Here is a 15,833-nt window from a genome sequence, read left to right as displayed (position 1 = left end):
TATAAAAATGGCTAAATTTGAAGCTCAGCAAAAAGACGATTTACAAGAAAAGCTTATTGCAGTAAATCGTGTTTCTAAAGTAGTTAAAGGCGGTCGTATCTTTAGCTTCACTGCACTTACAGTAGTCGGTGATGGTAATGGTAAGGTTGGCTTCGGCTATGGTAAGGCGCGTGAAGTTCCAGCTGCTATTCAAAAAGCAATGGAAAAAGCTCGTCGTAACATTGTTAACGTAGAACTTAACAACGGTACATTACACCACCCTATTAAGGGTCGTCACTCAGGTTCGCGTGTTTACATGCAACCAGCAAGTGAAGGTACTGGTGTAATCGCTGGCGGTGCAATGCGCGCTGTATTGGAAGTTGCTGGCGTACATAACGTACTGTCTAAAGCTTACGGTTCTACTAACCCGATTAACATCGTACGTGCCACTGTTGATGCATTGGTACACATGAAATCACCATCTCAAGTCGCAGCGAAGCGCGGCCTGAATGTTGATGAAATTCGGGGGTAATGCACCATGGCTAAGAAAACAATTAAAGTAACTCAGACTAAAAGTGCAATTGGTCGTTTACCAAAGCACCGCGCCACGTTAACTGGCCTAGGTCTGCGCCGTATTAACCATACAGTTGAAGTTGAAGATACTCCTTCAGTTCGCGGTATGATTAATAAAGTTTACTACATGGTTTCGGTGGAGGAATAAGCGATGCGTTTAAACACTCTATCTCCAGCAGCAGGTTCTAAATCTGCGCCAAAGCGTGTAGGCCGTGGTATCGGTTCTGGTTTAGGTAAGACTGCAGGTCGTGGCCATAAAGGTCAAAAATCTCGTAGTGGCGGCGGCGTTCGCGTCGGTTTTGAGGGTGGTCAAATGCCACTTAAAATCCGTCTACCTAAGTTCGGTTTTACCTCGCGTCGTGCATTGGTAACTGCTGAAGTTCGTTTACTCGAACTAGCAAAAGTTAACGGTGATGTTATTGACCTGAACGCACTGAAAGATGCGAATGTTATTACTCGCAATATCCAGTTTGCGAAAATCGTTCTTTCAGGTACCATTGAGCGCCCTGTGACTGTAAAAGGTCTGAAGGTAACCAAAGGTGCTCGTGCAGCTATTGAAGCTGCCGGCGGTAAGATCGAGGAATAATAGTCGATGGCAAAACCAGGACTTGATTTAAAAAGCGCGAAAGGCGGTCTTTCGGAGTTAAAGGCTCGTCTCCTGTTCGTGTTTGGTGCAATTATCGTCTTTAGAGCCGGTTCGTTTGTACCAATTCCTGGTATTGACGCAGCTGTATTAGCTGAAGTGTTTGCTAAGCAAGATGGTACCATCTTGAGCATGTTTAACATGTTCTCTGGTGGTGCCCTTGAGCGTGCTTCTATCTTTGCATTAGGTATCATGCCGTATATTTCGGCATCGATTATTATGCAGTTAATGACTGTTGTACATCCAGCACTTGCCGAATTGAAAAAGGAAGGCGAGTCAGGACGTAAGAAAATCAGTCAATACACTAGATATGGAACGCTCGTGCTTGGCACATTCCAGTCAATCGGTATTGCAACGGGCTTACCTAACCTAGTCCCTGGCCTTGTGGTCAACCTGGGTATTGGGTTCTATGTCGTTGCAGTGATTAGCTTAGTGACAGGAACAATGTTCCTGATGTGGCTAGGTGAACAAATTACCGAGCGAGGCATTGGTAATGGTATCTCGATTCTTATTTTCGCAGGTATTGTTGCAGGTTTGCCATCAGCTATCGGCCAAACAGCCGAGCAAGCGCGTCAAGGCGATTTGAACGTATTAGTGTTGTTGTTATTGGCAGTCATTGTATTTGCCGTCACTTATTTTGTGGTATTTGTGGAGCGTGGACAGCGTCGTATCGTTGTAAACTACGCCAAGCGTCAGCAGGGTCGTAAGGTCTTTGCTGCTCAAAGCACACATTTACCCCTTAAAGTGAATATGGCAGGTGTAATTCCACCAATCTTTGCGTCGAGCATTATTTTGTTCCCAGGCACACTGGCTCAGTGGTTTGGTCAAAATGAGTCTATGACTTGGTTAAGTGATTTTTCACTTGCTGTGTCACCAGGACAGCCGCTTTACTCATTGTTATATTCAGCAGCAATTATCTTTTTCTGTTTCTTCTATACTGCGTTGGTTTTTAACCCGCGCGAAACAGCAGACAACTTGAAGAAGAGCGGTGCGTTCATTCCTGGGATTCGTCCTGGAGAACAGACTTCGCGTTACATTGATAAAGTGATGACTCGTTTGACATTAGCAGGCGCGTTATACATTACCTTTATCTGTTTAATTCCGGAGTTCATGTTAATTGCATGGAAGGTACAGTTCTATTTTGGCGGTACCTCACTACTAATTATGGTAGTTGTAATCATGGACTTCATGGCTCAGGTTCAGACTCATATGATGTCTCATCAATATGATTCTGTAATGAAAAAAGCAAACCTTGTGAACAAAGCGAATTTAGATCGCTTTGGTAAGTAAAGTGAGCTTTTACGGAGTGATGAAATGAAAGTTCGAGCTTCCGTGAAGAAGATCTGCCGTAACTGCAAGATCGTAAAGCGTAGCGGCGTTGTACGCGTTATCTGTGTTGAACCAAAACACAAACAGCGTCAAGGCTAAAAAAAACCTTTGACCAGTCTAAATGTTAGGCTGGTCAAAAATTTATTTGCTAAATCGTCATCTGTCGAGTATCCTACCGGGCTTTTCACAGATGACCTTTAACTTGAGGAGTGCATAGTGGCCCGTATCGCTGGCATTAACATTCCTGATCATAAGCACACTGTAATCGCATTGACTGCGATTTTCGGTATCGGTCGTACTAGCGCCAAAGCAATTTGTGCCGCTTCTGCGATCGCTGAAGATGCTAAGATCAAGGAATTGAGCGAAGCTCAAATAGACACACTACGCGAAGAAGTTGCCAAATATGAAGTAGAAGGTGACTTACGTCGTGAGATTTCAATGAACATCAAGCGTCTGATGGACCTTGGTTGTTATCGTGGTCTCCGCCATCGTCGTAGCCTGCCCCTTCGTGGGCAACGTACTAAGACCAATGCGCGTACGCGTAAAGGTCCACGTAAACCAATTAGAAAGTAACGGGAAGGTAAACCAAAATGGCTAAAGTTCCGTCACGTTCTCCGCGTAAGCGCGTACGTAAACAGGTTGCGGATGGCATGGCTCATATCCATGCGTCTTTCAACAATACAATCGTTACCATTACAGATCGTCAAGGTAATGCACTGTCATGGGCTACTGCCGGTGGTTCAGGTTTCCGTGGTTCACGTAAATCTACTCCATTCGCTGCACAGGTAGCTGCTGAGCGCGCAGGTAATGCTGCTCAAGATTATGGTGTTAAAAACCTAGAAGTTTTCGTTAAGGGTCCTGGTCCAGGTCGTGAGTCAGCCATTCGTGCGCTGAACGCTGTTGGTTATAAAATTACCAACATTACCGATGTGACGCCAATCCCTCATAATGGTTGTCGTCCTCCTAAAAAGCGCCGCGTATAACGCCGTTTTAGATAGGATAGTTGGAGAAAGAACATGGCAAGATACTTGGGTCCAAAGCTCAAGCTCAGCCGCCGAGAAGGTACTGACCTTTTCTTAAAGAGCGGTGTGAGAGCAATCGATTCGAAGTGTAAGCTTGAAGCTGCACCTGGTCAACACGGCGCTCGTAAGCCGCGTTTGTCTGAGTACGGTTTACAGCTACGCGAGAAGCAAAAAGTTCGTCGTATTTATGGTGTGCTAGAAAAGCAATTCCGTAACTACTACAAAAACGCTGCACGTCTAAAAGGCAACACAGGTGAAAACTTGTTGCAACTTTTAGAAACCCGTCTTGATAACGTTGTTTATCGCATGGGCTTTGGTGCGACACGTGCTGAAGCACGTCAGCTGGTTAGCCACAAGTCAATTTTGGTTAACGGCAGTGTTGTAAACATCCCTTCATTCAAAGTGTCTGCGAATGATGTTGTTAGCATTCGTGAGAAGTCTTTGAAGCAGGCTCGTATTAAAGCTGCTTTAGAAGTGGCTGGTCAACGCGAAAAGCCTACATGGGTAGAAGTAGATGAAGCTAAAATGTCTGGTGAGTTCAAACGCCTACCAGAACGTAGCGATTTATCTGCTGAAATTAACGAACAGCTGATCGTCGAACTTTACTCTAAGTAAAGTTAATTTAAAAGAGAGGACACAATGCAGGGTTCTGTTACAGAATTTCTTAAACCGCGTCTCGTTGATATCGAGCAGGTTAACCCAACACGTGCCAAAGTTACTCTGGAGCCACTAGAGCGTGGGTTCGGACATACGTTAGGTAACGCGTTGCGTCGTATCCTTTTGTCATCTATGCCCGGCTGTGCGGTTACCGAAGTCGAGATTGATGGCGTACTGCATGAATACAGCAGTAAGGAAGGCGTACAAGAAGACATCCTTGAGATCTTGCTAAACCTTAAAGGCCTAGCAGTGACAATCGAGGGTAAAGACGAGGCTATGCTCACGTTGAGCAAGTCCGGCGCAGGCCCTGTTACCGCAGCAGATATCACTCATGACGGTGATGTTACCGTTATGAATCCGGATCATGTTATTTGTCATTTGACAGGTAACAACGACATTAGCATGCGCATTCGTGTTGAGCGTGGTCGCGGTTATGTACCAGCTTCGGCTCGTGCACAAACTGAAGACGATGATCGCCCAATCGGTCGCCTGTTGGTAGATGCTTCTTTTTCACCTGTAGCGCGTATTGCCTACAATGTGGAAGCTGCGCGTGTTGAACAGCGTACTGACTTAGATAAGCTCGTTATTGATATGACCACTAACGGTACTATTGATCCTGAGGAAGCAATTCGTCGCTCTGCAACTATTCTTGCTGAACAGCTTGATGCGTTCGTAGAACTTCGTGATGTTACTGAGCCAGAGCAAAAAGAAGAGAAGCCAGAGTTCGATCCAATTCTGTTGCGTCCTGTCGACGATCTAGAGCTAACTGTACGTTCAGCCAACTGTTTGAAGGCTGAAGCGATTCATTACATCGGTGATCTGGTACAACGCACAGAAGTTGAGCTGCTTAAAACTCCGAACCTTGGTAAGAAGTCTCTTACTGAAATTAAGGATGTTTTGGCTTCTCGTGGACTGTCATTAGGTATGCGTCTCGAAAACTGGCCTCCAGCCAGCCTAGCAGACGACCTATAAGTCCCAGAACAGTACAGATTTAGGTAATAAGGATTAGGTCATGCGCCATCGTAAGAGTGGTCGTCAACTAAACCGCAACAGCAGCCACCGTCAAGCTATGTTCCGTAACATGGCAGGCTCACTGGTTCGTCATGAGATCATCAAGACAACCGTAGCTAAGGCGAAGGAACTGCGTCGCGTAGTTGAACCTCTGATAACACTTGCTAAAAGTGACAGCGTTGCAAATCGTCGTTTGGCATTTGCTCGTACCCGCGACCAAGAAGTCGTAGGTAAATTATTTACTGAATTGGGTCCACGCTTCCAGGAACGTCCTGGCGGTTACACCCGTATCCTAAAATGCGGTCTACGTACTGGTGATAAAGCACCAATGGCGTACATCGAATTAGTAGGACGCCCTGAAGAAGCTGAAGCTGTAGAAGACGATTCTGAAGAATAAGCTAGGGTAATTCATTTAAAAAACCGGACTTAGGTCCGGTTTTTTTATGCCTGCGACAAAGTAAGTTTGCAATTAATCAACCCAGATGACGCGAGTTAAAATATTGTCTGGCACAACCAAACGCCATTTTTTGATCCCTGAACGGCTCATGATGTATCGGCCCGTACTATCCGTTTTAGGAAAGATACGATTTGGAGGAGTCCCCTGCAAAATTTTCCGAGCGATAGCTGCTGCTGTTACGCCATGCACATATCCATCGAGCACATATCCACCAATGTTTCCTTGAGGGGAAATACTAAAGCTCCAAAAACCAAAGTGAGGTACCGTTGCATTTTTTTGAGTCCAGCGTAAAACATCTGTATCACTAATATGGTTTCCATTTTTGTCCTTTATCGTATGATAAAGGCCGACAAAAACCGCATCGTACTTACGGTCACTCGCGGTTAGTATGCGTTGTTGCCAGTCTTCAAATTTATCAACACTTCGAATATCAACTTGGGTATTGCCAATGAAGTTATTTGTTCTAATTTGGCGAATGTAGTCTATTGAAGCTTTTGATGTAGTTCCGGAATCAAACAACACTAAAACTTTACGATTAGATTTTTTAGGAAGAAGTTGTTGCGCTAGAACGATAGAACGCTTTAATAGAGGTCTTTCAAAGATTCCGGTAAAATTTTTGGCTTGATTAAGGTTGTACTCACGCGAAGCAGTGTTCAAACCCAAGAAGACAACCGGTGTCGTCGTCTTCCTCAGGCGCTCGTGAAGGTATTTAACCGCATTGTCGTCACCTAATATCACGATATCTGGCTTTACCTCTAAATAGGTCTCCCATGCGCTATCTGCACGTGCTGCGTGTTCACTGACGGGTAGCCGTTTCGTGTCCATTTGAAAGGTGTGATAGACGTGTTCGTCACCTAATGTATCTATAATTCCCTGATAGTACCTGCTATCCCATGAGTACTCTGAATGGTAACTCTCGACAATGAGGATCTTTGCAGCATTTGCATAGCAGCATGTCATACATAACAGCACTGCTAATAGTACTCTCATAATAATACCCACATTAAAAATACCTATACTATTTATAGTAGATGATGGGTTGGAAATATAGTGACAGATACAAAAAAACCTCCGAAGAGGCTTTTTATTTTATCTTTTTGCTAGAGCTAGTTAGCGGCTTCAGACTGGGTCTCGCTATAGTCTAGTTTTTCATGGGTTTGCCCCATTGCTTCAGCAACTTCCGGTGGCATATAGTTCTCATCATGCTTTGCTAAAACTTCAGTCGCTTCTAGCTTGCCAGACTCTATAAGTACACCTTGTGCAACAATTCCTTGTCCTTCGCGGAAAAGGTCTGGGAGTAGGTCGTCATAAGTTACGACAATTTCCCCGCCAAGTGAGTCGTGAACTGCAAATTCAACATACAAGCTATCGGGGTCGCGATTCATTGAGCCGATGGTGACCATGCCGCCCACCCGGATCCGTTGACCAACTTCTGGCTTAACCCCTGTGTCGCTCTTGCCTTGAGTAATTTCAGTGGGTGTGTAAAACAAATTTAAATTTGAATTCAGCGCGTAAAGTAACAACGAGGCCACCGCCGCGACGCCACCAATCAATGCGACTGCTAAAGCGAGTCTTTTTTTGCGTCTTGGGTTCATGATTTATTACTCCGGTTATTTTTAAGTCTTTCTTCCCGAACCATCTTTTTCGAAATCTCGGTAAGGACTTTCTTTTTTCTTTTAGCGCTAACAATTATCAAAATGCTTAAACTACTAAACGTCACGCCGTAGGCAAGCCAAACATAAAAAGCATAGCCACCCATGTTAAAAAAATCAGCAATTGAATCAAATTGCATTACGAGACTCCTTCTTGCTTCGCGAGTGCTCTAACCCAAGGGCGCATACCGTTACGTGCCAATATTTCAGATTTAAAACGAACAATCGTAATTGCGCCAATCATTAAACCAAAACCAACGATATTGATGAGCAATGGATACAGCATTTCCGAAGACATTGAAGATTTCTCGGTAATTTTAATCGTTGAAGGTTGATGCAATGAACTCCACCAGTCTACCGAGTACTTGATAATAGGAATGTTTATCACGCCAACAATCGCAAGGATCCCAGCAGCTCGGGCGGCGAGAACTTTATCTTCAAAAGAAGCATAAAGCGAAATCACGCCTAAGTAGAGAAAAAGCAACACCAATTCGGCAGTCAGGCGTGCATCCCATACCCACCACGTGCCCCACATGGGTTTGCCCCAAGTCGCACCGGTGAAAAGAGCGATAAAGGTAATGACGGCACCAATCGGAGCAATGGAAGCTGCAACCCAATCTGCGGCTTTAATTTGCCACACTAAGCCAATAAATGCGGCTGTTGCCATGCCCATATATGCGGCCATTGACATGGATGCTGCAGGAACATGAATAAAGATAATTCGGTAGCTATCGCCTTGTTGGTAATCCGTAGGTGCAAACATAAGACCCCAAATGGTGCCAACGGATATAAATAACAACGCTAATAAACTGAACCAAGGTAGTAACTTACTGGATAAGTTGTAAGCTTTCTCGGGATCAGCATATGAATGTAACCATTTCCACATTTTAGTTAGTACTCACTCTTAATGAGGCGCCTATTGCAAAAGGTGCCAATACTAATGAACCAACAAGCATCGCAGCAATAATTGCGAGTTGTCCGCCATAATTTAAGTTCATTCCAGCTGCGTCGATGGCACTGGTTGCAAAAATCAAAACCGGAATATAGAGCGGCAAAATCAGCAAGCTGAGTAACACGCCACCTTTACGAAGACCAACAGTTAATGCAACGCCAATCGCCCCTAATAAACTTAGGACCGGTGTTCCCAGTGCTAAGGTTGCCATCAAGGCGCCATAACTGTTTTGCTCTAAATTCAATAACACCGCGAGTAGTGGTGCGATTAAAATCAGTGGCACACCGGTGAGTAACCAATGTGCAATAACTTTAGCCAAAACCAATATCGGGAGTGGTTGAGGGCTGAGTAGCATTTGTTCTAAGCTACCATCCATAAAATCTGCTTTAAACAATCGCTCTAGTGAAAGCATCGAAGCGAGTAATGCGGCAACCCAAATAATGCCCGGGGCTATTCTTGAGAGCATCTGTGGCTCAGGCCCAACACCGAGTGGAAACAGGGTCACAACCATTATAAAAAACAGTAATGGATTAAAAATATCACCACGGTGACGTACAGCAATTCTTAAGTCGCGCTGCAAAAGCGTGAAGAAAGATTGCGTATAGCTAATACCTCTTTGCATTCTTAAAACCTTTTGCAAAACGCTTAAACGAAGCGGTAGTCAAGTTTAATCTTTCTAAGCTTATCGTCACCGATCTTGCTCATATCTTGGTGCGTGGTCATTATCACGCAACCGCCGCGATCTGCATGAGCTAAAAACAGCTGCTCTAGCTCTTCAACACCTTTCTTATCGATTGCCGTAAAAGGTTCGTCTAAAATCCATATCCGGCAATTGGTGTGCCAAAGCCGAGCGAGTGCGGTACGGCGATGCTGACCAGCAGACAAATGTCCCGCTAACGCTTCTTCAAAACCGGTAAGGTTTACCTTCGATAGAATCTCCCTAGGCTCGAATTCATCATAACCGCTGATCCTTAAGCTAAAGTTAAGATTTTCTTCAGCGGTGAGTTCGCTTTTTACACCGGCGAGATGGCCGAGATAGAGTAGGTCTTCGTTGAACTCGTCCCTGCATCGGGTGATATTGTCACCTTGGTAAAGCACTTCGCCAGCGTAGGGGCGAGATAAGCCTGCAATAATTCTGAGTAAGCTAGTTTTACCTGCGCCATTTGGGCCTTCGATTTGAACGATATCACCGGCCTGGATGTCAAAACTGAGTTCATCAAATAAAATACGTTCTTCGCGTATACAAGTTAGGGCGTCGGCCGAAACTAAAGTAGTAGGGTGGGAGTCAGTCACTTCATCCTCAACATCAAGTATTAGGAAAACACAAAGCATTCTAGCACAGACATTTTTTGGCTTTTAGCTAAGACGATCACTTAAATGTCAGCATTTTGATATAACTAGCATTGTCGACGCTCAATTGCGATTTTCACGTTTTGCTAATACACTGCTTAAAATAGACGTTTCGACCTGATTTATCGCTTAAGTTGAGATTTTTGTCACAAAGTCGTGAATTAACATGAAGTTTGTAGTATGCTGATTTCGCTTTAACAAGTCTGCCTGATGAGAGAAGGCAGCGGTGAGCTTTGTTAAGTATTAGCATTAGGAATATACGAATGAAAAAATTGTTATTGATGACTGCTGTCGCTGCGTTAACTTTATCAAGCAACGCTTTTGCACAGGATGGTAAGGCTGTTTACGATAAAGCTTGCCAAGTATGCCATAGCATGGGTGTTGCTGGCGCTCCAAAATTAAAAGATGCTGCGGCATGGGAGCCTCGTTTAGCACAGGGACTTGATGCTCTTGTTGGAACGGTTAAAACAGGTAAAGGCGCAATGCCTCCTGGTGGTATGTGTACGGATTGTAGCGATGAAGATTACAAAGCTGCTATTGAATATATGGCTAAGTAATAGCTTATATATGACACAAAAAAACCGGCTTAAGCCGGTTTTTTAATGCTTGCAATTTAGCTTTGTATTATTGAACTTGCTCATTGAGCGTCAACTTTGCTGTCGCACCTATCGCAACACTTTCAACTTGCCCCTTTAAATCGCCTGTTTGTGGCTTCACGCTGCCATGCTTAGACAGCACTGCAATAATTTCTACGTTCTTGGCGTCACTTAGTTTTAAGTTGCCGCCCATGCCGGTACTGTCGTCAAGAGTGATGGTTACAGGTAACGATGATGCACTGATTTTTTTCGCGGCAAGTGGCACTTTAGGGCCTACTGTGGCGCGAGCAAAAACAAACAGCATGTCTGTCGATTCAACTTTGGATGCAAGCTCATCGCTTACAGATATTTCGACATCGACCGAAGCGCCTGTTGTACCTTGCTTGATTTGCTGATGGGCTTTGTCATTTGGCATTTCACCGCTTTCTGCCTGCATGCGTAGTTTCGCGGTTTCGATGGCGTTGATAATTGCCGTTCTATCGATATCGCCTCGGTCGGCTGCAAGTATGGTTTGCCACGCTTCGATTGCTTTCTTATATTCCGCGACAAAGAATGCATTCATCCCAACAAGTAATAGCGTTGATGGATCTTCTGGGTCCAGCTGCAGTGATTGATCAATTAATGCTTGAACTTCAGGAGTCATTTGCTGACCAGCTTTATAATATAAAGCAGTTGCCTTAGGGCCAAGCAACTCAGCATGGGTGCCTACAAGTTCCATCACTTTATCAAATGCGCGAACCGCATCATCATAACGGTTTGCTGAAATGTAGGTGTGACCCAAACTAAACCAGCCTTGGCTATTCTCTGGGTCAGCTTCTACTTGCTGCTCCATCATTTCAACACGCTGTGACATCACTTGTGCTGGATCCATTCCTGCATGAGGGCTCTGAGCAACTTGTGGTTGGTTCAGGCCTTCATACTCACCTAAGTGTTGATACATAAAACCAGCTACAGCAACAAGTACAACTGACATAAAGCAAGGCCATACAAGACCTTTTGGCTTTACTTTTTGCGTTAAAGACTCATCAGTGCCTTGCTTCATATCTTGCAGCAGGCTGATTTCGAGCTCTTTTTTCAAAGCATCGAATTCAGCTTGATCAAGCATCTCTTCGCTCAGCTCTTTTTCTAAATTGGCTAAGCGCTCATTAAATAGTTCTAAGTTGGTATGTTTTCGAACACCCGCTTCTTCAGCTTGAAGAAGTTTCTGTTGACGGAAATGCGGAATCCAAATCAGCGTAAGGCTAACCAACACCACGAGTGCAATAAATATCCAGAATGTGGTCATTATTTTCTTTTCACGTTAGTTTTAAGAAATGCGGATCGACCGCAAGGGTAGTTTTCCAGATTATACGGAAAGATGTTTCATTGAACAGTAATATACACTTTTTAAGCTCAGTAAAAACCGATACTTGGGTATTTCCTCACAGAATAATTTTATATTTTTTTAAAGTCTAATTCTTAATTTTGCTTTAAGTTTCCTATGGGATACTAGCCCCATTTTTCTGCCTGTTTGCCTTTTATTTTGAGTGCAAGAGTTTGACCTAAGTCACCGATTAAAAAGCTAAATGAGCAGACAGACTCCATAGCAACCACTAAAATAAATGAAAATTCGTACTAGCTAATGTTTAAGTGTTAGTTGGTGTTTCGATGAAAGTGAACAAACTTCTCGAGACTTGTTTATAAGACTGAGGAAACCCCATGATCCCTGAACTCGGACATTTTTCGCTGATTATTGGCTTGGCATTTGCCGTGCTTTTGGCCAGTGTCCCATTAATCGGCGTAGCGCGTAAGGACCAGTATCTTGTTCGTTATGCTTGGCCTCTCAGTTACGGCATGTTTTTCTTTATTTTGATGTCGGTGATTAGCTTAGGGTATAGCTTTGCAACAGATGACTTTTCAGTCGCATATGTTGCGCATCACTCAAATTCCCAATTGCCTATCTTCTTTAAGATCGCAGCGGTATGGGGCGGTCATGAAGGCTCTTTGCTATTTTGGGTTTTCTCTTTATCTGTATGGGCAGCATCTGTTGCACTCTTTAGCAAAGGGTTAGAGGAAGTGTTTACGGCAAGGGTACTTGCGGTTCTGGCTTTCATTACGATTGGCTTTACTTTGTTCATGTTGCTCACATCGAGTCCGTTTGAGCGCATTTTCCCAATGCCAATGGAAGGTCGTGACCTTAACCCAATGCTTCAAGACGTTGGCCTAATTTTCCATCCGCCGATGCTCTACTTGGGTTACGTTGGTTTTTCCGTGAGCTTTGCATTTGCTATTGCAGCCTTGATGAGTGGCCGACTTGATTCGGCATGGGCGCGTTGGTCTCGTCCTTGGACGTTAGCTGCTTGGGTATTTTTAACCGGCGGTATCGCGCTTGGTTCATGGTGGGCATATTACGAATTAGGCTGGGGCGGCTGGTGGTTCTGGGATCCAGTTGAAAACGCATCATTTATGCCATGGCTTGTCGGCACTGCTCTAGTGCATTCGTTGATTGTTACTGAAAAGCGTGGTGCTTTCCGTAACTGGACGGTTTTGCTATCCATTTTTGCATTCTCACTAAGTTTACTTGGCACCTTTATTGTTCGTTCTGGCGTATTAACATCAGTACACTCATTTGCAGCAGACCCGACTCGCGGTATCTTTATCCTATTATTGCTGGGTTTAGCTATCGGTGGCTCGCTGACTTTATTTGCATTCCGTGCAAGTGAAATGGCCAGTGCTGCTCGCTTTGAGCTTAAATCTAAAGAAACAATGCTCCTTATTTGCAATGTGCTACTTACGGTAGCTACGGGTACGGTTTTATTAGGTACTTTATATCCGTTGCTCATTGACGCTTTAGGCATGGGTAAGATATCAGTAGGACCGCCATACTTTAATGCTGTCTTTGTACCGATTGTTTTGGTCATGTTTATCTTTATGGGGATTGGCCCAAATATACGTTGGAAAAAATCGAAGCCTGGTGATTTGAAGCGTAAGCTGCTAGTACCAGCTATCACATCTGTAGTCGTAGGCGTTGCGGTACCATTCTTAATGGATGGTAAGTTTAACCCTTGGGTGATCGCCGGTATTGCGACGGCAACGTGGGTGACACTCGCAACTTTAGTCGCTGCATATAGCATGATGAAAGCACAAGATGGCTCTGTCAGTATTGGTCGTATAGGCCGCAGTCAGCTCGGTATGATCATCGCCCACCTTGGTATCGCAGTTTCTGTTGTTGGCGGTACCATGGTATCGAATTATTCGTTAGAGAAAAGTGTCCGCATGGGACCTGGTGTGAGCCATGAAATTGCTGGTTACACCTTTAAATATATAGAAACAAAGAATGTTGTCGGCCCGAATTACACAGCTCAGCAAGGGCAAATTGAGATTTATAAAGGTGATGAATATATTACTTTGTTAACGCCAGATCGTCGTCAGTACAATGTTAGAACAATGGATATGACGGAAGCGGGTATCGACTGGGGTTTGTTCCGAGATCTTTATGTCACCATGGGTGATCCTATCTCAAGAACTGAATTTGCAGTACGTCTCAATTATAAGCCTTATATTCGCTGGTTATGGTTTGGTGCAATATTCATGATGGTGGGTGGCTTCTTTGCTGCATCTGATAAACGCTATCGTGCGAAAGCAGCAGCACCAGCAAAACAGGCGAAAGCAAAACTAGCCACGGCTTAATTGAATTAAGGTGAAGTATGAAAAAGTTAGTTCTTTTTATTCCTTTAGCATTGTTTTTGGTGATGGGAGCCTTTCTTTATAAAGGCTTATATTTGAATCCGCAAAAACTAGAGTCTGCACTGGAAGGTAAGCCGGTTCCAACGTTTGAGTTAGAAACGTTGGAAGATCCTAAAAAGATGATTACCAATGAAGATCTTAAGGGAGAGGTTTCATTGTTGAATGTCTGGGCGACTTGGTGCCCTTCTTGTAAATACGAACACCCTTTTTTGATGCGCCTCGCACGTCAGAAGTTATTACCTATCTATGGAGTTAACTATCGTGATGAGCGAGCTTTAGCGTTAAGAGAGTTTATGCGTGAAGGTGACCCCTACACTGCCAATATCTATGATAAGGATGGTCGTTTAGGGCTAGACCTTGGTGTCTATGGCGCACCTGAGAGTTATATTGTTGATCATAATGGTGTGATTCGCTTCCGCTATGCTGGCCCAATAGACTCAAAGGTTTGGGCGGAGACTCTACTACCTATGATAGAAGAGCTTCAACTTGAAGCTTCAAAGGACCAATCATCATGAGAGTCGTAATTGCATTTCTACTTACACTGACAATTTTACTGTGCGGTCAGGTTGTTCATGCTACCCCTGTTGACACCTATGAATTCAAATCCATGGAAAATCAACAACGAGCGGTTGCATTAGCCCATGAGCTTAGATGTCCCCAGTGTCAAAACCAAGATTTAGTCGATTCAAACTCCCCTGTTGCTAGAGATTTACGCTTGGAAGTCTACAAGATGGTCGATGCTGGTCAGAGTGATGATGAGATCGTACAGTTTATGACAAGCCGCTACGGGGACTTTGTTCTATATAAACCAAAACTAGAATCCAAGACCATGGTTCTATGGCTGGGCCCTTTTGCACTGCTCTTAATTGGCTTAGCTATTGGCTTTATGTTTATTCGGAAACAAAGAATCGTTCCTGAGCAAAGCCAAACTTTGAGCAAAGAAGATCAAAAACAACTTGATGAACTTTTAAAGCAAAGTAGAGCCAATGAAGATAAATAGTCTGGTCAGTGGCATGTTGATGGGACTGCTGTGTTTGTCTTCTGCGGCATATGCCTATCCTGGCGCGCAGAATAAGCAACAAGCGCAAGGAGACTCTCGCGTTCGATTTGTGAGTATTTTGCCGCAAAGTTATCCAATCGAAGCGATACCTTTTAAAGACACGAAAGGCAACGAAACTAGCTTTGGTGATTTCAAAGGTAAAATCGTGATGGTCAATATGTGGGCGACTTGGTGCCCACCTTGTGTGCGTGAACTACCGGCACTTGAACGGCTTGCAGATAAATTCTCGGCAGAAGAATTTGTTGTCTTACCAATTTCAATTGATAGAGATGGTAAAGATAAAGTTGAGCCATTTTTAAAGTCAGTCGGATTAGAAAGCTTTAGTACATTCTATGACAAAGACCTTGAGTTGGGAGCTGTTTTTCCATTAGATACCATTCCTGCGACCTTTATCTTAAATCAGCAGGGCGAGCTCATTGCCTATGTCAGAACGTTTGTCGACTGGGATGACAAAGAAGCGGAAGCACTTATTTCCGCTTTTCTATCGAAAGATTGACCAAAACTACCGCAAATTGTTTAAAAAAGATCGTATTTGCCTAAAAGATCGGCATGCGATCTTTTTTCTTTTAAAAAGCACTTGCACCCTTCTCATATCCCCCTATAATGCGCTTCCACTGACACGGGATACGCAGCGATGCATAGAAAAATGTCAGGTCAGCTAAATAATAAATAGTTGACAAAACTCAAGGTGATGCGTAACATACGCAGCCCTGACCCGAGATGCTCTAGCAGCTATCGGCGATATCTGAAACAGGATATCAACGCTCTTTAACAAGTTGACAAGCAAATCTGTGTGGACATTCACAGGTGTTGAGTTATTCGAAAT

General features: G+C 44.0%; 22 protein-coding genes. 15 read left to right on the top strand and 7 right to left on the bottom strand.

Features of this window, described 5'->3' with window-relative positions:
* The first annotated feature begins 7 nt into the window (after window positions 1-7).
* The 10 genes from rpsE to rplQ all read left to right on the top strand — a co-directional run bounded on the left by rpsE (window position 8) and on the right by rplQ (window position 5,611).
* A complete protein-coding gene (gene rpsE / locus IEY18_RS16820; RefSeq protein ID WP_188922987.1) occupies window positions 8-511 on the top strand; it encodes a 30S ribosomal protein S5 in 504 nt (167 codons plus the stop codon).
* A 6-nt stretch (window positions 512-517) separates the two neighbouring features.
* Complete coding sequence (gene rpmD / locus IEY18_RS16815) at window positions 518-700, top strand: 50S ribosomal protein L30 (protein WP_188922985.1); 183 nt, start codon at window positions 518-520, stop codon at window positions 698-700.
* A gap of 3 nt (window positions 701-703) precedes the next feature.
* Window positions 704-1,138: a 50S ribosomal protein L15 gene (rplO, locus tag IEY18_RS16810; RefSeq protein WP_188922983.1), complete on the top strand. Its 435-nt coding sequence runs from the start codon at window positions 704-706 to the stop codon at window positions 1,136-1,138.
* A 6-nt stretch (window positions 1,139-1,144) separates the two neighbouring features.
* Window positions 1,145-2,485, top strand: a complete 1,341-nt coding sequence (secY, locus tag IEY18_RS16805; RefSeq protein WP_188922981.1) for a preprotein translocase subunit SecY — start codon at window positions 1,145-1,147, stop codon at window positions 2,483-2,485.
* Window positions 2,486-2,509: 24 nt separating this feature from the next.
* Window positions 2,510-2,623 carry a 50S ribosomal protein L36 gene (gene rpmJ / locus IEY18_RS16800; RefSeq protein WP_006083579.1) on the top strand — a complete coding sequence of 38 codons (114 nt, stop codon included), beginning with the start codon at window positions 2,510-2,512 and terminating at the stop codon, window positions 2,621-2,623.
* A 117-nt stretch (window positions 2,624-2,740) separates the two neighbouring features.
* On the top strand, window positions 2,741-3,097 hold the full coding sequence (gene rpsM, locus IEY18_RS16795) for a 30S ribosomal protein S13 (protein ID WP_188922979.1): 357 nt from the start codon (window positions 2,741-2,743) through the stop codon (window positions 3,095-3,097).
* A 17-nt stretch (window positions 3,098-3,114) separates the two neighbouring features.
* Window positions 3,115-3,507 (top strand): 30S ribosomal protein S11, encoded by a 393-nt coding sequence (gene rpsK / locus IEY18_RS16790; protein ID WP_025823496.1) that lies wholly within the window; start codon window positions 3,115-3,117, stop codon window positions 3,505-3,507.
* 33 nt (window positions 3,508-3,540) lie between these two features.
* Window positions 3,541-4,161 carry a 30S ribosomal protein S4 gene (gene rpsD, locus IEY18_RS16785; protein WP_188922978.1) on the top strand — a complete coding sequence of 207 codons (621 nt, stop codon included), beginning with the start codon at window positions 3,541-3,543 and terminating at the stop codon, window positions 4,159-4,161.
* A gap of 24 nt (window positions 4,162-4,185) precedes the next feature.
* Window positions 4,186-5,175: a DNA-directed RNA polymerase subunit alpha gene (locus tag IEY18_RS16780; protein ID WP_188922977.1), complete on the top strand. Its 990-nt coding sequence runs from the start codon at window positions 4,186-4,188 to the stop codon at window positions 5,173-5,175.
* 40 nt (window positions 5,176-5,215) lie between these two features.
* Entirely contained in the window at window positions 5,216-5,611 is a 396-nt protein-coding gene (gene rplQ / locus IEY18_RS16775; protein ID WP_188922976.1) for a 50S ribosomal protein L17, read from the top strand.
* A 72-nt stretch (window positions 5,612-5,683) separates the two neighbouring features.
* Here the strand turns inward: rplQ and IEY18_RS16770 are convergent, their stop codons facing one another.
* The 6 genes from IEY18_RS16770 to ccmA all read right to left on the bottom strand — a co-directional run bounded on the left by IEY18_RS16770 (window position 5,684) and on the right by ccmA (window position 9,607).
* Complete coding sequence (locus tag IEY18_RS16770; protein WP_188922975.1) at window positions 5,684-6,661, bottom strand: ABC transporter substrate-binding protein; 978 nt, start codon at window positions 6,659-6,661, stop codon at window positions 5,684-5,686.
* Between the two features lie 116 nt (window positions 6,662-6,777).
* The gene (ccmE, locus tag IEY18_RS16765) at window positions 6,778-7,266 is read right to left on the bottom strand and encodes a cytochrome c maturation protein CcmE (protein WP_188922974.1); all 489 of its coding nucleotides are present in this window, start codon (window positions 7,264-7,266) and stop codon (window positions 6,778-6,780) included.
* Window positions 7,263-7,463 carry a heme exporter protein CcmD gene (ccmD, locus tag IEY18_RS16760; protein WP_188922973.1) on the bottom strand — a complete coding sequence of 67 codons (201 nt, stop codon included), beginning with the start codon at window positions 7,461-7,463 and terminating at the stop codon, window positions 7,263-7,265. The genes ccmE and ccmD overlap by 4 nt, the downstream gene beginning before the upstream one ends.
* The gene (locus IEY18_RS16755) at window positions 7,463-8,209 is read right to left on the bottom strand and encodes a heme ABC transporter permease (protein ID WP_188922972.1); all 747 of its coding nucleotides are present in this window, start codon (window positions 8,207-8,209) and stop codon (window positions 7,463-7,465) included. The genes ccmD and IEY18_RS16755 overlap by 1 nt, the downstream gene beginning before the upstream one ends.
* A 1-nt stretch (window position 8,210) precedes the next feature.
* Entirely contained in the window at window positions 8,211-8,897 is a 687-nt protein-coding gene (gene ccmB / locus IEY18_RS16750) for a heme exporter protein CcmB (RefSeq protein WP_188922971.1), read from the bottom strand.
* Between the two features lie 23 nt (window positions 8,898-8,920).
* Complete coding sequence (gene ccmA, locus IEY18_RS16745) at window positions 8,921-9,607, bottom strand: cytochrome c biogenesis heme-transporting ATPase CcmA (RefSeq protein WP_373290769.1); 687 nt, start codon at window positions 9,605-9,607, stop codon at window positions 8,921-8,923.
* A 281-nt stretch (window positions 9,608-9,888) separates the two neighbouring features.
* Between ccmA and IEY18_RS16740 the strand changes: the two genes are divergently transcribed.
* Window positions 9,889-10,182, top strand: a complete 294-nt coding sequence (locus tag IEY18_RS16740) for a c-type cytochrome (RefSeq protein ID WP_188922967.1) — start codon at window positions 9,889-9,891, stop codon at window positions 10,180-10,182.
* Window positions 10,183-10,249: 67 nt separating this feature from the next.
* On the opposite strand, the gene ccmI is transcribed toward IEY18_RS16740, so the two are convergent.
* Complete coding sequence (gene ccmI / locus IEY18_RS16735) at window positions 10,250-11,506, bottom strand: c-type cytochrome biogenesis protein CcmI (protein WP_188922965.1); 1,257 nt, start codon at window positions 11,504-11,506, stop codon at window positions 10,250-10,252.
* Window positions 11,507-11,919: 413 nt separating this feature from the next.
* On the opposite strand from ccmI, the gene IEY18_RS16730 reads away from it, so the two are divergent.
* From IEY18_RS16730 to IEY18_RS16715, 4 genes are read left to right on the top strand one after another with little or no spacing between them, the layout of a single operon-like run.
* Entirely contained in the window at window positions 11,920-13,890 is a 1,971-nt protein-coding gene (locus IEY18_RS16730; protein WP_188922963.1) for a heme lyase CcmF/NrfE family subunit, read from the top strand.
* 17 nt (window positions 13,891-13,907) lie between these two features.
* Complete coding sequence (locus tag IEY18_RS16725) at window positions 13,908-14,462, top strand: DsbE family thiol:disulfide interchange protein (protein ID WP_188922961.1); 555 nt, start codon at window positions 13,908-13,910, stop codon at window positions 14,460-14,462.
* The gene (nrfF, locus tag IEY18_RS16720) at window positions 14,459-14,947 is read left to right on the top strand and encodes a heme lyase NrfEFG subunit NrfF (protein WP_188922959.1); all 489 of its coding nucleotides are present in this window, start codon (window positions 14,459-14,461) and stop codon (window positions 14,945-14,947) included. Before IEY18_RS16725 ends, nrfF begins: the two co-directional genes overlap by 4 nt.
* Entirely contained in the window at window positions 14,934-15,503 is a 570-nt protein-coding gene (locus tag IEY18_RS16715) for a TlpA disulfide reductase family protein (protein ID WP_188922957.1), read from the top strand. Before nrfF ends, IEY18_RS16715 begins: the two co-directional genes overlap by 14 nt.
* The last annotated feature ends 330 nt before the right edge of the window (window positions 15,504-15,833 follow it).

Source organism: Shewanella gelidii (assembly GCF_014647855.1).
GTDB classification, from domain to species: Bacteria; Pseudomonadota; Gammaproteobacteria; order Enterobacterales; family Shewanellaceae; genus Shewanella; species Shewanella gelidii.
Note: the sequence above shows the minus strand (reverse complement) of the source record. Positions and strands in the feature narration are given on the sequence as shown.

What these genes read in the sequence shown, in the direction of transcription:
- rpsD (WP_188922978.1), top strand. Translation starts at nt 3,541, where the DNA reads ATGGCAAGATACTTGGGTCCAAAGCTCAAGCTCAGCCGCCGAGAAGGT.
- rplO (WP_188922983.1), top strand. Translation starts at nt 704, where the DNA reads ATGCGTTTAAACACTCTATCTCCAGCAGCAGGTTCTAAATCTGCGCCA.
- rpmJ (WP_006083579.1), top strand. Translation starts at nt 2,510, where the DNA reads ATGAAAGTTCGAGCTTCCGTGAAGAAGATCTGCCGTAACTGCAAGATC.
- nrfF (WP_188922959.1), top strand. Translation starts at nt 14,459, where the DNA reads ATGAGAGTCGTAATTGCATTTCTACTTACACTGACAATTTTACTGTGC.
- ccmB (WP_188922971.1), bottom strand. Translation starts at nt 8,897, where the DNA reads ATGCAAAGAGGTATTAGCTATACGCAATCTTTCTTCACGCTTTTGCAG.
- rplQ (WP_188922976.1), top strand. Translation starts at nt 5,216, where the DNA reads ATGCGCCATCGTAAGAGTGGTCGTCAACTAAACCGCAACAGCAGCCAC.
- rpsE (WP_188922987.1), top strand. Translation starts at nt 8, where the DNA reads ATGGCTAAATTTGAAGCTCAGCAAAAAGACGATTTACAAGAAAAGCTT.
- IEY18_RS16780 (WP_188922977.1), top strand. Translation starts at nt 4,186, where the DNA reads ATGCAGGGTTCTGTTACAGAATTTCTTAAACCGCGTCTCGTTGATATC.
- ccmD (WP_188922973.1), bottom strand. Translation starts at nt 7,463, where the DNA reads ATGCAATTTGATTCAATTGCTGATTTTTTTAACATGGGTGGCTATGCT.
- ccmA (WP_373290769.1), bottom strand. Translation starts at nt 9,607, where the DNA reads ATGCTTTGTGTTTTCCTAATACTTGATGTTGAGGATGAAGTGACTGAC.
- IEY18_RS16725 (WP_188922961.1), top strand. Translation starts at nt 13,908, where the DNA reads ATGAAAAAGTTAGTTCTTTTTATTCCTTTAGCATTGTTTTTGGTGATG.
- ccmI (WP_188922965.1), bottom strand. Translation starts at nt 11,506, where the DNA reads ATGACCACATTCTGGATATTTATTGCACTCGTGGTGTTGGTTAGCCTT.
- IEY18_RS16770 (WP_188922975.1), bottom strand. Translation starts at nt 6,661, where the DNA reads ATGAGAGTACTATTAGCAGTGCTGTTATGTATGACATGCTGCTATGCA.
- rpsK (WP_025823496.1), top strand. Translation starts at nt 3,115, where the DNA reads ATGGCTAAAGTTCCGTCACGTTCTCCGCGTAAGCGCGTACGTAAACAG.
- IEY18_RS16730 (WP_188922963.1), top strand. Translation starts at nt 11,920, where the DNA reads ATGATCCCTGAACTCGGACATTTTTCGCTGATTATTGGCTTGGCATTT.
- secY (WP_188922981.1), top strand. Translation starts at nt 1,145, where the DNA reads ATGGCAAAACCAGGACTTGATTTAAAAAGCGCGAAAGGCGGTCTTTCG.
- rpmD (WP_188922985.1), top strand. Translation starts at nt 518, where the DNA reads ATGGCTAAGAAAACAATTAAAGTAACTCAGACTAAAAGTGCAATTGGT.
- IEY18_RS16715 (WP_188922957.1), top strand. Translation starts at nt 14,934, where the DNA reads ATGAAGATAAATAGTCTGGTCAGTGGCATGTTGATGGGACTGCTGTGT.
- ccmE (WP_188922974.1), bottom strand. Translation starts at nt 7,266, where the DNA reads ATGAACCCAAGACGCAAAAAAAGACTCGCTTTAGCAGTCGCATTGATT.
- IEY18_RS16755 (WP_188922972.1), bottom strand. Translation starts at nt 8,209, where the DNA reads ATGTGGAAATGGTTACATTCATATGCTGATCCCGAGAAAGCTTACAAC.
- IEY18_RS16740 (WP_188922967.1), top strand. Translation starts at nt 9,889, where the DNA reads ATGAAAAAATTGTTATTGATGACTGCTGTCGCTGCGTTAACTTTATCA.